The following is a 13,202-nucleotide window of genomic DNA, read 5'->3' on the forward strand; positions in this document are numbered from 1 at the left end:
GATCAACACCGTCAGAAGGAGGAGGAATCGAGGCAGGCGACGTTTCATGCGGGGCTTGCCCTGGAAAGTACACCGGCGAGTTTACTTGCCTTTTCCGAAAAGTAAACTGAACGGTGTAAAATAATCCGCATGAGCGCCCCCGACCGTCCCAGCCGCCTCACCGACCGTAAACGCGAGGCCATCCTCCGCGCCGCGGTGGCAGAGTTCCGCGAATTCGGCTTTGCCGGCACCAGCATGGATCGCATCGCGGCCACGGCCGAGGTGTCCAAGCGCACCGTGTACAACCACTTCGCCAGCAAGGACGAGTTGTTCACCGCCATCCTGTGGCAGCTGTTCGAGGCCAGCCAGGCGCTGGCTGTCGTGCCCTACGACCCGGCACGGCCGCTGCGCGATCAACTGTTGCTGTTCGCGGCGCGCAAGATGCACCTGCTCGACGACCCAGGCTTCATCGATCTGTCCCGGGTCGCGATGGCCGAACTGGTCCATGCCCCCGAGCGCGCGCGCGCGATGATGGACAAGCTGGCCGAGAAGGAAGAAGGCCTGACCGGCTGGATCCGCGCGGCCCAGGCCGATGGCCGGCTGCGCACGGACATGCCGCCGGCCGACGCCGCGCACCAGTTGCAGGCGATGCTCAAGGCCTTTGCGTTCTGGCCGCAGATCACCTTCGGCCAGCCACCGCTCACGCCGGCACAGCAGCAGCAGGTGATGCACGACTGCGTGGACATGTTCCTGGCGGTCCGCGCGGTGTGAGCGCCGGCGCCCAGGCATAAAAAAACGGCGGGTTTCCCCGCCGTTTTTCGTTCAACCGATGCGTCTGGCGATTACGGCTTGGCCGTGCCCGCCTCGGCCTTGTCCAGCATGTCCTGCACCGAGCCCGTGGTGATCGGGTGGTAGCCCGGCTTGGCCTTGGCGAAGGCGGCCTTGGCGAAGGCCAGGCCTTCCGGTGTCTTCACCAGTTCGGCGTAGATCGGCATGATCAGCTTGCGACGGCCGACGCGCTCGATGAACGCACCGGCGGCTTCGTTCGCTTCGCTGTAGCCGCTGCGGATCGTCAACGGATACCAGCGCATCGCGATCTCGCCGTTGGCGGTACCGGTGAAGTGGTAGGCCTTGTCCAGCGCGGCCAGCTTCTCCACCGGCAGGGTCTTGCCCAGGCCGTCGATGAAGTGCACCCATTCCTGGGTGCCCCACTCGCCGGTGATCTGCGCGTTGGGCAGCGTGTTGCTGCCCTGCCAGGCGATGCGGGCGGTATCGACGATGGAGAAGTTGCGCGAGCGGGCCTTGGTCGCGAACGACGGAATGCCCGGCTCGTCCAGCCATGCCTTCAGCTCGGCGTCGCTGACGGCGCCGGGCTTCTTGGACAGCAGGTTCTTCTTCAGGTACTCGACGAACTGGTCGGTGTTCGCGCTCTGGAAGGCATGGTCATCGAACCAGCCCCGCAGGAACGGATCGAAGGTTTCGCGGCCGAAGCGCTGTTCCAGGAACTGCAGGAACCAGGCGCCCTTGACGTAGGCGACCTGGCTCAATGCCTCGTCCGGGTCACGCTCGCTCAGCGGCGGCAGGGCGAGGGCCTGGTCGGCCGCGCTCATGTCCTTCACTTCGGCGAGCAGATCGTTCTGGTCGATCTCGCGCTCCATCTCGGCCATTTCCTGGCCGTACAGCGCCTCGGTGATGCGGCCCTGCACGTAGGTGGTGAAGCCCTCGTTGAGCCAGATGTCCTTCCAGCTGGCGTTGGTCACCAGGTTGCCCGACCAGCTGTGTGCCAGTTCGTGGGCCACCAGCGAGACCAGCGACTTGTCGCCGACGATCACGGTCGGGGTAGCGAAGGTCAGGCGCGGGTTTTCCATGCCACCGAACGGGAACGACGGCGGCAGCACCAGCATGTCGTAGCGGCCCCAACGGTATTCGCCGTAGAGCTTCTCGGCAGCGCCGATCATCTTCTCGGTGTCTTCGAACTCCTTGGCGGCCTTGCCGACCATGGTCGGTTCGGCCCACACGCCGGAGCGGCCGGAGATCGGCTCGAACACCAGGTCGCCGGCGGCGATGGCCAGCAGGTAGGACGGGATCGGCTGCGGCATCTTGAAGGTGTAATCACCATCACGCGCGGCCTTGGGATCGTTGTCGGCGCTCATCAGCACCATCACGTCCGGGCGCGAGGTGACATGCGCGCTGTAGGTGAAGCGCACGCTCGGCGTGTCCTGCAGCGGCACCCAGGAACGGGCGTGGATGGCCTGGGACTGGCTGAACATGAAGGGCAGCTTCTTGCCCTCGGTCATCGACGGCTCCAGCCACTGCAGGCCCGAGGCGGTCGGTGCGGTGTGATAGGTGATCACGACCTTGGCCGGCTGATCCGGCGTCTCGATGCTCAGCTTGCTGCCGAACACCTTGTCGGCCGGTGCCAGCACGAACGGCAGCGGTGCAGCCTTGCCGTCGGCGGCGATCGCCTCAACCTTCTCCACGGTCAGCTCGCGGGTGTCCAGCACCAGCTGCTTGGCGGCCTTGTCCTTCCACTCCAGCGTGTAGGTCGCGGTGCCGCCGATCTGCTTGCTGTCGAAATCCAGCTTCAGGTCCAGCGCGATGTCCTTGACGACGACCTTGTCCGGCTCGGCGTACGAACTTTCATCGTGGCTGCGGCTGTCGGCTTTCATGGCAGTGCTCGCCGGGGCGGTGGCAGTGGGATCGACGGTCGGAGCCGCCGGTTCTTTGGAACAGCCGGACGCCAGGGCGACGGCCAGGGGAATCAACAGGAACGGAGATCGCATGAACGGGACCGATCAGGGTGAAACGACCAGTTTACCCCCTGTCCCCGACGCCCGCGCAGGCCATGCGTGGCGGTTCGCGCATTCAGTCCTCGGCGCGCAACAGGCGCCCGCCCCCGGCGTACTTGGCCCGGTACATCGCCGCATCGGCACGCCGGTAGGCCTCGCGCAGGTCATCGCCGGGGCGATACGCGGCCGCGCCGGCGCTGGCGCGTACCGGCGGGTCGCCGGCACGCGCGGGCGCGGCCAGCTGCGCCAGCCAACGCGTCACCCGCTCGCCGGCCTCGTTGGCATCGGCGTGTACGGCCAGCAGGAACTCATCGCCGCCCCAGCGCCCGATCCAGTCCGGGCCGCGCAGCCACTGTCGCGCGGTCTCCACCAGCCGCACCAGCACCTGGTCGCCGGCCAGATGGCCGTGGGCGTCGTTGATCGGCTTGAGGTTGTCCAGATCGACCACGAACAGGGTCAGCGGACGGGCCTTCTCGCTGGCCCAGGCGGCGGAATCGGCCAGCGCCTGCTCGCAGCCGCGCCGGTTCAGGGCCTGGGTGAGCGGATCGAGCAGCACACTGCGACGCAGGTCACGCAGGCCGGCGTCCACGCCATGCAGGTTGCGGTTGATGCTGCGCAGCAGCCGGCCGATCTCATCGTGGCCCAAATCGGGCAGATGCGGCAGGCGCTGCTCGTCGTAGTAGGCCTCCAGCGCATCGGCGGCCTGGCGCAGCGGCGCCATCAGGCGGTACAGCGCCATCATCGCGATCGCCGTGCCGAGCAGCGTGGCCAGCAGGACCACGCCGACCACGGTCCACATCACGCCGCGCGCGTAATGGCCGGTGGCGGCCATCCACACCAGCAGGACCAGCAGCGGCACGTGCAGGCCAAGGAAGACCACCGCCATCAGCTTGGCGGTGAACGAGCGGGGAAACACACGGGCAAGCCCGCGGTACAGACGCATGGCAGGCCCTCTTCGACAGCCTGCCTGCAGTGTGGCCGAGCTCCCTCAGCGGGAACCGGACCTCTGTCTCAAAGTTTGTAGCCGGAGTGAATCGAAACGATGCCGCCAGTCAGGTTCTTGTAATGGCAGCGCTCGAAACCGGCCTCGGCCATCATGGTTTTGAGCTGCTCCTGCGGCGGATGCTTGCGGATGCTCTCGGCCAGGTACTGGTAGCTGTCGCCATCACGCGCGAACAGCTGGCCCAGCGTGGGCAGGATCTTGAACGAGTGGAAATCGTAGATCGGCTTGAACCAGTCGGCGGTGACTTCCGAGAACTCCAGCACGCGCGCCTGGCCGCCCACCTTGAGCACGCGATGCATCTCGCGCAGGCCGGCTTCCTTGTCGGTGACGTTGCGCAGCCCGAAGGCGATCGTGACCAGATCGAAGCTCGCATCCGGGAACGGCAGCGCCTCGGCGTTGCACTGCACGTAGTTCAGGCCCGCGACCAGGCCGCGGTTGGTCAGCCGGTCACGGCCGACGGAGAGCATGCCGGCGTTGATATCGCCCAGCACCACTTCACCCTCGTCACCCACCCGCTCCTTGATCAGCGCGGCGATATCGCCGGTGCCGCCGGCCAGATCCAGCACGCGGTCGCCCGGCTTCACCTGCGCGGTGGCCACGTAGTAGCGCTTCCACGCCCGGTGGATGCCCAGGCTCATCAGATCGTTCATCAGGTCGTAGCTGCGCGCGACCGAGGTGAACACTTCGCCCACCAGCTTCTGCTTGTCCTTCGCAGCGACATCGCGGAAGCCGAAATGGGTGGTGCCAGTCTTGTAGGGGGATTCGCTCATGGGGACGATTATCGCACCGCCGGCGCCGTTGCGGCAGGCCGCCCACTATCATGGGGGCCTTCACGTTCCTGGATTGCGCATGATCACCACCCCCGACTACGCCGCCCTGCTCGAAACCGCCATCGCCGAAGCCCGCCAGGGCCTGGCCGAAGGCGGCATCCCGATCGGCGCCGCGCTGTACCACAACGACGGCCGCCTGCTCGGCTGCGGCCACAACCGCCGCGTCCAGGAAGGCGACCCCTCGGTGCACGGCGAAACCGATGCCTTCCGCAAGGCCGGCCGCCAGCGCCGCTACCAGGACACCATCATGGTCACCACCCTGGCCCCGTGCTGGTACTGCAGCGGGCTGGTGCGCCAGTTCAACATCGGCACCGTGGTGGTGGGCGAGTCGGTCACCTTCCAGGGCGGCATCGAGTGGCTGCGCGAGAACGGGGTCAAGGTGATCGACATGCAGAGCCAGGCATGCATCGACCTGCTTGGCGGCTTCATCAGCGCCCATCCCGAGGTCTGGAACGAAGACATCGGCGAATAAGAAACACCACCGTTCCGCGCGGATGCGCGCGGAACCTGCCCGCGTGATGCCAATACGCAGCGCGCGGGTGCTGCAACGTTCTGAATGCTTCAGTGAGCAAGGCGGCACGCAATGCCCTGTGCCATGGGTGTATGCACGTGACACCCTCACGCGCCGCACACCGCCGTGGGACATCGCGAACACGCCGCACTAACAACCGCGCTGCATGAACGTCTTAAGGTGGTTGCACAGGGGGCACCATCGTCGAGGAGACGTCATGCATGCCCAAACCCGCCGCACCTCCTCCGTCGAACCTGCGTTGATGGACGCGTGGGAAAGACTGCAGGTGCACTACGCACGCCACCAAAACGCCGCGCCTTTCTGGGATGCCTACCAGGCCATCCAGGAAGAGTTGACGCGGTCCCATCCTCATCATCGCGTCGCCGTCTGCAACCGGCTGGCGACGCTGGCCGAACGCCTGGGGGTGGTCCACCACGCGCATCTGCTGGGCGAACAACGGGGCGAACGCCGCCACACCGGCTCCACATCGCCATGACATCACATGCACCGCGCCCTACGCCATCATCCAGATTCCCTTCTTCCCATATTGAAGTGACCATGTCCTCCGCCCAGATCTCCATCCCTGCCGTCATCGATGTCGACGCCGAAGTCAGCTACTGGCGCCAGCGTCACGCCGACGGCAACCTCGGGACGGGCTCATTCGGCCATTACGTGCCGTGGATCAAATTCGCCTGCGATTCGCTGATCACGCAACCGCGTGCCAGTGATGAGGAGCGCGATGAAATGTTCCAGACTCATTACGCGCTGCAGATCATGCCGCGCCTGTCCGAAGACCAGGCCCGTCAGTTCGTTGACCAGTGCTGGGAACACGTTTACCTCGCCGGTCGCCAGGACCAGGCATCGCGCCCGCGGCTGCATGCCCGCGTCTGACCTGCGCCGGCTGCACAGCGCCTGCACGGCGCCCCACCAATGATGCAGGCACCTCGGCTCCTACCTGTCGTGCCTCATGAAACTGCGCAGTCTCTTCAATCTTGTCGCCAAGAAGGCGTCCTATGCGGCAGGAACGCCGTGGACCTTCCTGGCGGCGGTGACGATCGTGGTCATCTGGGCCTTGAGCGGCCCGATCTTCCGGTTCAACGACACCTGGCAGCTGGTGATCAACACCGGCACCACCATCATCACCTTCCTGATGGTGTTCCTGATCCAGCACAGCCAGAACGCGGATACCGCTGCGATCCAGATCAAGCTCGATGAGCTGATCCGCGCGACGAAAGAGGCCAACAACGAACTGCTCGATCTCGAAGAGCTGGACGAAGAGCGCCTGGAAGAAATCCGCCGCGAATACGAACGGATGGCCCGCGAAGCAGGCAGCGCATTGGATCGCGCGCGCCGCTGCCACGGCGATGGCCGGGCAGACGATCCCTGAGCGGCGCAGGTGCGGCAACGTGGCCGCACCCGCGTGGATCATTCACCCGCGCTCGTGCCAACCGCCGCCGAGCACCTTGTACAACGCGACCTGATTGGATTGCCGGGCCAGCTGCGTGCTGACCAGCGACTGCCGTGCGGTGTACGCCGTACGGCGTGCATCCAGCAGGGTCAGGAAGCTGTCCAGGCCGGCGTCATAGCGTGCCTGCGACAACCGCTGCGCCTGCTCCGCCGCCGCCACCAGCGCCTGCTGCGACGACAACTGCGCATCCAGACTCTCGTTGAGCGCCAGTGCATCGGCCGCCTCGCGGAAACCGACCTGGATCGCCTTCTCATACTGCGCCAGCGCGATATCGCGATCCGCCGTGGCCATGCCCAGATTGGCGCGCAGCTTGCCGCCCTGGAAGATGGGCAGGTTGAGCTTGGGAATGAAGCTCCACACGCGCGTGCCGCCGTCGAACAGCCCCGACAGCTCCGACGAGGCCGACCCGATGTTGCCGGTCAGGCTGATCGACGGGAAGAACGCCGCGCGCGCCGCACCGATGTTGGCGTTGGCCGAGAGCAACACGTGCTCGGCCGCCATCACGTCCGGCCGCTGCAGAAGCACATCGCCCGGCATCCCGGCCGGCAGCGGCCGCACGCTGGCGACCTCGGTCACCTCCGCCTGCGGCAGCAGCGAGGCATCGATCGGCCCACCGGCCAGCAGCACCAGCGCGTTGCGATCCTGCGCGACCTGCCCGGCAAAGCGCGCCACATCGGTGCGCGCGGTTTCCACCAGGGTACGGGTCTGGCTCAGTTCCAGCGCCGAGGCGCCACCGAGCTGACGGCGGGCCTCGGTCAGGCGCAGCGAATCCTCATAGGTCGCCAACGTCGCCTGCGCGATCCGCAGCTGCTCGTTGTCCGCGCCCAGGGTCAGCCACGCATTGGCCACCTCGGCCACCAGCGACAGCTGCGCACTGCGGCGGTTGGCCGCTTCTGCGAAGTACTGCTGCAGCGCCGCCTGGCTGAGGTTGCGCACGCGGCCGAACAGATCCAGTTCGAACTCGACCACGCCGAGGTTGGCACTGAACTGCTCGGTCACCGGGGCATCGCCGCCACTGCGGGTCATCTGCCCCTGCACACCGACCGCCGGCACGCGGTCAGCGCGCTGGATGCGGTACTGCGCCCGGGCACGCTCGACATTGAGCACGGCCACGCGCAGGTCGCGGTTGTTCTCCAGGGCGTGGGTGATCACCGTCTGCAGGCGCGGATCGACGAAGAAATCGCGCCAGCCGATGTCGGCCACCTCCATCGGTGCGGTGGTCACCGCCCCTGCGGTGGCCGTGCCCGGCCACTGCGCGGGAATCGCCGGGGCGACTTCGGTGCTGCGCGGCTCCAGCGTCGAGCAGCCGGACACCACCAGGCTCACGGCCAGCGCCAGGCTGGCCATCAAGGGCTTACGCATCGGAACCTCCGGCGTTCTTGCCGTACTTCTTGCGATTGAACACGCGCTGCACCACCACGAAGAACAGCGGGATGAAGAACACGCCCAGCAGCGTGCCGACCACCATGCCCCCCAGCACGCCGGTACCGATGGCCTGCTGTGCGCCGGAACCGGCACCGGAGGCGATCGCCAGCGGCAGCACGCCCAGGCCGAAGGCCAGCGAAGTCATGATGATCGGGCGCAGACGGTCACGCACGGCGTGCATCGTCGCCTCGATCAGGCCGGCGCCCTTCTCCAGGTTTTCCTTGGCGAACTCCACGATCAGGATCGCGTTCTTACTGGTCAAACCGACCGTGGTCAGCATCGCCACCTGGAAGTAGATATCGCGCTCCATGCCACGCATGGTGTTGGCCAGCACCGCGCCGAGGATGCCCAGCGGGGCCACCAGCAGCACCGAGGTCGGCACGCTCCAGCTTTCATACAGCGCGGCCAGGCACAGGAACACGATCAGCAGCGACAGCGTGTACAGCAGCGGCGTCTGCGAACCGGCCTGGCGCTCCTGGTAGGACAGCGCGGTCCACTCGATGTCAAAACCGGCCGGCAACTGCTTGGCGAGCTTCTCCACTTCGTTCATCGCATCGCCCGAGGCCACGCCCGGTGCCGGCTCACCCTGGATTTCCATGGCGGACACACCGTTGTAGCGCTCCAGGCGCGGCGAACCGTAGTCCCAGCGCTGGCTGGCGAAGGCCGAGAACGGCACCATCTCACCGGCGGTGTTCTTGACCGACCACAGGTTGAAGTCTTCCGGGTTCATGCGGAACGGCGCATCGGACTGCACGTACACGCGCTTGACCCGGCCACGGTCGATGAAGTCATCGATGTAGCTGCTGCCCCAGGCCGCAGCGAGCGTGGTGTTGACCGCCTCCAGCGACAGGCCCAGCGCACTGGCCTTGCCGACGTCGATGTCGATGCGCAGCTGCGGGGTGTCTTCCTGGCCGTTGGGGCGCACGTTGGCCAGCAGCTTGCTCTGCCCTGCCATGCCGAGCAGCTGGTTGCGTGCGTCCAGCAGCGCCTGGTGACCAGCTCCGCTGGTGTCCTTCAGGAAGAAGGTGTAACCCGAGCCGATACCCAGTTCCGGCATCGCCGGCGGCGGGAAGGCGAAGATGAAGGCATCCTTGATCCCGCCCAGCGCCGCCATCGCGCGACCGGTCACCGGCATCGCACCCTGATCGGCATCACGGTCCTTCCAGTCCTTGAGCTTGACGAAGGCCATGCCCGCGTTCTGGCCCATGCCGGCGAAGCTGAAGCCCTGCACCGAGAAGATCGACTCGATCGCGTCGGCCTCGTTCTCCATGAAGTGCTTTTCGAGCTTGTCGATCGATTCCAGGGTGCGCTCCTGGGTGGCCCCGACCGGGGTCTGCACCAGCGCCATCAGGATGCCCTGGTCTTCGTTGGGCAGGAACGAGCTGGGCAGGCGCATGAACAGCAGGCCCATCACCAGCGCCAGCGCGGCGAACACGCCCATGAAACGCCACGGACGGCCGAGAATGCCGCGCACGCCACGCTGATAGCCATTGCTGGAACGGTCGAAACCGCGGTTGAACGCGTTGAAGAAACGCCCCGACCAGCCCTTGTGGGCCACGTGGTGCTCGCCCTTCTTGAGCGGCTTGAGCATGGTGGCGCACAGCGCCGGGGTCAGTACGATCGCGACCAGCACCGACAGCGCCATCGCCGAGACGATCGTGGCCGAGAACTGGCGGTAGATGACGCCGGTGGCGCCGCTCATGAAGGCCATCGGCACGAACACCGCCGACAGCACCAGGCCGATGCCGACCAGTGCGCCGGTGATCTGGGTCATCGATTTGCGTGTCGCTTCCAGCGGTGACAGGCCCTCTTCGGACATGATCCGCTCGACGTTCTCCACCACCACGATCGCGTCATCGACCAGCAGGCCGATCGCCAGCACCATCGCGAACATGGTCAACATGTTCACCGAGAAGCCCAGCGCGGCCAGGATGCCGAACGTGCCCAGCAGCACCACCGGCACCGCGATCGTGGGGATCAGGGTCGCGCGGAAGTTCTGCAGGAACAGGTACATCACCAGGAACACCAGCACGATGGCTTCGATCAGGGTCTTGATGACGCCCTTGATCGAGACCTGCACGAACGGCGTGGTGTCATACGGCACCACGGCCTTCAGGCCGGCCGGGAAGTTCGGCTCCATCTCATCCAGCGCCGCACGCACGCCATTGGCGGTGTCCAGCGCATTGGCGCCGGTCGCCAGCGTGATCGCGATACCCGATGACGGCTTGCCGTTGTAACGGGTCACGAAGTCGTACGACTCCGCACCCAACTCGACGCGGGCAACATCTGAGAGGCGCAGTTCAGCACCGTCCTGCGCGCTGCGCACGATGATGTTGCGGAACTGCTCCGGCGTCTGCAGGCGGTCCTGCGCGTTGATGGTCGCGTTGAGCTGCTGGCCTTTGATCGACGGCGCGCCGCCGAGCTGACCGATGGCGACCTGCGCGTTCTGCGCGGTGATCGCGGCGATCACTTCGGCAGTGGACAGCTTGTAGGTGTGCAGCTTGTTGGGGTCCAGCCAGATACGCATGGCGTACTTGCCACCGAACACCTGGATGTTGCCCACGCCTGGCACGCGGCTCAGCGGATCGACGATGTTGGAGCCGACGTAATCGGAGATGTCGTTGGCATCCATGCTGCCGTCTTCAGAGACGAAGCCGAGCACCTGCAGGAAGCCACTGCTCGACTTCGCGACGTTGATGCCCTGGCGCTGCACTTCCTGCGGCAGCAGCGGCATGGCCAGCTGCAGCTTGTTCTGCACTTGCACCTGCGCGATATCCGGGTTGGTCCCGCTCTCGAAGGTGAGGGTGATGGTCGCCTGGCCGTTGGCCGAGCTGTTGGACGAGAAGTAGATGAGGCCATCCAGGCCTTTCATGTTCTGCTCGATGATCTGCGTCACCGAGTCCTCGACCACCTTGGCCGATGCACCCGGGTAGCTGGCGCTGATCTCGACGGCCGGCGGTGCCACTTCCGGATACATCGACACCGGCAGCTTGAGCACCGCCAGGCCGCCGGCGAGCATGATGATGATCGCAATCACCCACGCGAAGATGGGGCGATCAATGAAGAAACGTGCCATGGAATTCTCCGGTTACTGCTGGGCGGCGGGAGCCGCCGGCGCGGCGGCCGGCTTGGCCGGGGCCGCGCCCATTTCGGTGGCCTGCACGGGCATGCCCGGCTGGATCTTCTGCAGGCCTTCGACGATGACCTTGTCACCCGCCTTCAACCCGTCTTCGACCAGCCACTTGTCGCCGAGCGAACGGCTGACCTTGACCTGCCGCACTTCGACCTTGTCGTCCTTGCCGACCACCATGGCGCTGGTATCGCCCTTGGGATCGCGGGCGATGCCCTGCATCGGCACCAGGATCGCGTTGTCGCGCACGCCGCTGCCCACCTGCGCACGCACGTACATGCCCGGCATCAGCACCTGGTCCGGGTTCTCGACCTTGACCCGCAGCGCGTAGCTGCCGGTGGTCGGATCCACGCTGACTTCGGAGAATTCCAGCGTGCCCTTGTGGTCGAACTCGGTGCCGTCATCGAGCAGGATCGTCACCGGCAGGGTCTGGTTGTCCTGCAGGCGGCCGCTGGCCAGTTCGCGGCGCAGCTGCAGCAGCTCGCTGGCGGACTGGGTCAGATCGACATAGATCGGGTTCAACTGCTGCACGGTGGCCAGCGCTTCGGCCTGACCGGCACTGACCAGCGCGCCCTGGGTAACCGAGGACTTGCCGATGCGGCCGCTGATCGGCGCGGTGATGCGCGCATACCCCAGCGTCACGTTGGCCGCGTCCAGCGAGGCACGCGCGGCGCCGACATCGGCTTCGGCCTGCTTCAGCGCGGCGATCGCGTTTTCGTTGTCCTGGGTGCTGACCGCCTCGACCTTGGCCAGCTCGCCGATGCGCTTGGCGCTCAGGCGTGCGGCATTGGCGGTGGCTTCGGCGCGCGCCAGCTGGGCACGGGCGCTGTTGGCCTGGGCGCGATAGCTGGCGTCATCGAGCTGATACAGCGGCTGCCCGGCAGTGACCAGGCCGCCTTCGGTGAACAACCGCTTGGCCACGATGCCGTTGACCTGCGGGCGCACTTCGGCCACCAGGAAGGCATTGGTGCGGCCCGGCAGCTCGCGGGTCAGCCCGACCTGTTCGGCTTTCAGGGTGGCCACGGTCACCTGGCCGGGGCCGCCCTGCGGACCCTCCTGCTCACCACCGCCACAGGCAGACACGGTCAGGGCGATCGCGAGGGACAGCGCGAGAAGACGGTACGGGGTTCTGGACATGGCGGTAGGGGCTCGCAGACGGAAAAGGGCGCGCCTGCAGCCAAACTTCCGATAAAAGCGAAGAATGACGACAAACAGGCAGCAAATGACGGCAAATATCCGAAACGAGACCCGCCGGCATGCGCAGGCAGTCCTCGCTGAGGATCAGTGGGGCGCAAATATACATACATGCATGTTTGTTTGTAAAGCGGTACAATTCAGGCCGGTTTCATCCAGCAACTGCACAGCGCAATGGCCAGAAAAACCAAAGAAGAGGCGCAGGCCACCCGCGAGGGCATCCTCGATGCGGCCCAGGTCTGTTTCCATGAATACGGGGTCGCCGGCACCAGCCTGGCGATGATCGGGGCGCGCGCCGGATTCACCCGCGGCGCGGTGTACTGGCATTTCAAGAACAAGACCGAAGTGCTGACCGCGATGATCGATCGCGAGCGCGTCCCGTTCATCGAGCGGCTGCGACGCACCACCTCGGCCAAGCGCACTACACCGATCCTGGACCTGCGCTCGGCACTGCTGGTCTCCTTCCGGGAGCTGGCCGAAGACGAACGCCTGCGCAACATGATGGAAATCATGCTGCGCAATGATCTGTCGGTGGAAAGCCAGGCGATGCAGGTGCTGCAGCTGGAGGCATCGCGCGAGGAGCTGGGTATCTTCGCGGCCGCGTTCCAGCGCGCGCGCGAGTTGGGGCAGCTGCGCGAGGGGGTGGACGTGGACACGGTGGCACGCATCGTGAGCACCAGCCTGACCGGGGTGCTGTATAGCGCGATGCTGGAACCGGAGCTGTTCGAGATCCAGCGCGATGGCGCGCAGACGCTGGATGCGATCCTCAGCGCATTCGTGCAGCCGGGTGTATTCACCCCGGGCGCACCGCCGACCGCCCTGCCAACCGACGACGACGCCTGAGAAAAAAACGGCGACACCGAAGTGCCGCCG

Annotated in this window: 12 protein-coding genes; 6 read left to right on the plus strand and 6 right to left on the minus strand. The window is 66.0% G+C overall.

Translation table 11 applies throughout. The features are described 5' to 3' along the window. Positions 1-129: 129 nt before the first annotated feature. On the plus strand, positions 130-750 hold the full coding sequence (locus ABE422_RS15795) for a TetR/AcrR family transcriptional regulator (RefSeq protein ID WP_313219566.1): 621 nt from the start codon (positions 130-132) through the stop codon (positions 748-750). A 71-nt stretch (positions 751-821) separates the two neighbouring features. Here ABE422_RS15795 and ABE422_RS15800 read toward each other — a convergent pair whose 3' ends face one another. The 3 genes from ABE422_RS15800 to ubiE form a co-directional block, all read right to left on the minus strand. After that, positions 822-2,762, minus strand: a complete 1,941-nt coding sequence (locus ABE422_RS15800) for a M1 family metallopeptidase (RefSeq protein WP_313219565.1) — start codon at positions 2,760-2,762, stop codon at positions 822-824. An 82-nt stretch (positions 2,763-2,844) separates the two neighbouring features. Beyond that, positions 2,845-3,711, minus strand: coding sequence for a GGDEF domain-containing protein (locus ABE422_RS15805; RefSeq protein WP_313219564.1), 867 nt, complete (start codon positions 3,709-3,711; stop codon positions 2,845-2,847). A 68-nt stretch (positions 3,712-3,779) separates the two neighbouring features. Then, positions 3,780-4,541 carry a bifunctional demethylmenaquinone methyltransferase/2-methoxy-6-polyprenyl-1,4-benzoquinol methylase UbiE gene (gene ubiE, locus ABE422_RS15810; RefSeq protein ID WP_346483298.1) on the minus strand — a complete coding sequence of 254 codons (762 nt, stop codon included), beginning with the start codon at positions 4,539-4,541 and terminating at the stop codon, positions 3,780-3,782. Positions 4,542-4,620: 79 nt separating this feature from the next. Here ubiE and ABE422_RS15815 point away from each other — a divergent pair, with 79 nt between their 5' ends. The 4 genes from ABE422_RS15815 to ABE422_RS15830 all read left to right on the plus strand — a co-directional run bounded on the left by ABE422_RS15815 (position 4,621) and on the right by ABE422_RS15830 (position 6,499). Further along, positions 4,621-5,073, plus strand: coding sequence for a nucleoside deaminase (locus ABE422_RS15815; protein WP_019186053.1), 453 nt, complete (start codon positions 4,621-4,623; stop codon positions 5,071-5,073). Positions 5,074-5,329: 256 nt separating this feature from the next. Further along, positions 5,330-5,608, plus strand: coding sequence for a hypothetical protein (locus tag ABE422_RS15820; protein WP_313212399.1), 279 nt, complete (start codon positions 5,330-5,332; stop codon positions 5,606-5,608). 62 nt (positions 5,609-5,670) lie between these two features. Continuing rightward, on the plus strand, positions 5,671-6,003 hold the full coding sequence (locus ABE422_RS15825; protein WP_313212400.1) for a hypothetical protein: 333 nt from the start codon (positions 5,671-5,673) through the stop codon (positions 6,001-6,003). A gap of 76 nt (positions 6,004-6,079) precedes the next feature. After that, entirely contained in the window at positions 6,080-6,499 is a 420-nt protein-coding gene (locus tag ABE422_RS15830) for a low affinity iron permease family protein (RefSeq protein WP_313212401.1), read from the plus strand. Positions 6,500-6,541: 42 nt separating this feature from the next. On the opposite strand, the gene ABE422_RS15835 is transcribed toward ABE422_RS15830, so the two are convergent. From ABE422_RS15835 to smeD, 3 genes are read right to left on the minus strand one after another with little or no spacing between them, the layout of a single operon-like run. Next, complete coding sequence (locus tag ABE422_RS15835) at positions 6,542-7,942, minus strand: efflux transporter outer membrane subunit (protein ID WP_346483299.1); 1,401 nt, start codon at positions 7,940-7,942, stop codon at positions 6,542-6,544. Beyond that, the gene (smeE, locus tag ABE422_RS15840) at positions 7,935-11,081 is read right to left on the minus strand and encodes a multidrug efflux RND transporter permease subunit SmeE (RefSeq protein ID WP_346483300.1); all 3,147 of its coding nucleotides are present in this window, start codon (positions 11,079-11,081) and stop codon (positions 7,935-7,937) included. The genes ABE422_RS15835 and smeE overlap by 8 nt, the downstream gene beginning before the upstream one ends. Before the next feature lie 12 nt (positions 11,082-11,093). Then, on the minus strand, positions 11,094-12,272 hold the full coding sequence (smeD, locus tag ABE422_RS15845) for a multidrug efflux RND transporter periplasmic adaptor subunit SmeD (protein WP_123730148.1): 1,179 nt from the start codon (positions 12,270-12,272) through the stop codon (positions 11,094-11,096). A 231-nt stretch (positions 12,273-12,503) separates the two neighbouring features. Here smeD and ABE422_RS15850 point away from each other — a divergent pair, with 231 nt between their 5' ends. Further along, positions 12,504-13,172: a TetR family transcriptional regulator gene (locus ABE422_RS15850; protein WP_313212404.1), complete on the plus strand. Its 669-nt coding sequence runs from the start codon at positions 12,504-12,506 to the stop codon at positions 13,170-13,172. The last annotated feature ends 30 nt before the right edge of the window (positions 13,173-13,202 follow it).

The sequence above is a fragment of the Stenotrophomonas sp. TWI1151 genome, assembly GCF_039673135.1.
Taxonomy (GTDB): domain Bacteria; phylum Pseudomonadota; class Gammaproteobacteria; order Xanthomonadales; family Xanthomonadaceae; genus Stenotrophomonas.

Coding starts and splice junctions, on each gene's coding strand:
- ABE422_RS15795 (WP_313219566.1), top strand. CDS start 130: ATGAGCGCCCCCGACCGTCCCAGCCGCCTCACCGACCGTAAACGCGAG.
- ABE422_RS15800 (WP_313219565.1), bottom strand. CDS start 2,762: ATGCGATCTCCGTTCCTGTTGATTCCCCTGGCCGTCGCCCTGGCGTCC.
- ABE422_RS15805 (WP_313219564.1), bottom strand. CDS start 3,711: ATGCGTCTGTACCGCGGGCTTGCCCGTGTGTTTCCCCGCTCGTTCACC.
- ubiE (WP_346483298.1), bottom strand. CDS start 4,541: ATGAGCGAATCCCCCTACAAGACTGGCACCACCCATTTCGGCTTCCGC.
- ABE422_RS15815 (WP_019186053.1), top strand. CDS start 4,621: ATGATCACCACCCCCGACTACGCCGCCCTGCTCGAAACCGCCATCGCC.
- ABE422_RS15820 (WP_313212399.1), top strand. CDS start 5,330: ATGCATGCCCAAACCCGCCGCACCTCCTCCGTCGAACCTGCGTTGATG.
- ABE422_RS15825 (WP_313212400.1), top strand. CDS start 5,671: ATGTCCTCCGCCCAGATCTCCATCCCTGCCGTCATCGATGTCGACGCC.
- ABE422_RS15830 (WP_313212401.1), top strand. CDS start 6,080: ATGAAACTGCGCAGTCTCTTCAATCTTGTCGCCAAGAAGGCGTCCTAT.
- ABE422_RS15835 (WP_346483299.1), bottom strand. CDS start 7,942: ATGCGTAAGCCCTTGATGGCCAGCCTGGCGCTGGCCGTGAGCCTGGTG.
- smeE (WP_346483300.1), bottom strand. CDS start 11,081: ATGGCACGTTTCTTCATTGATCGCCCCATCTTCGCGTGGGTGATTGCG.
- smeD (WP_123730148.1), bottom strand. CDS start 12,272: ATGTCCAGAACCCCGTACCGTCTTCTCGCGCTGTCCCTCGCGATCGCC.
- ABE422_RS15850 (WP_313212404.1), top strand. CDS start 12,504: ATGGCCAGAAAAACCAAAGAAGAGGCGCAGGCCACCCGCGAGGGCATC.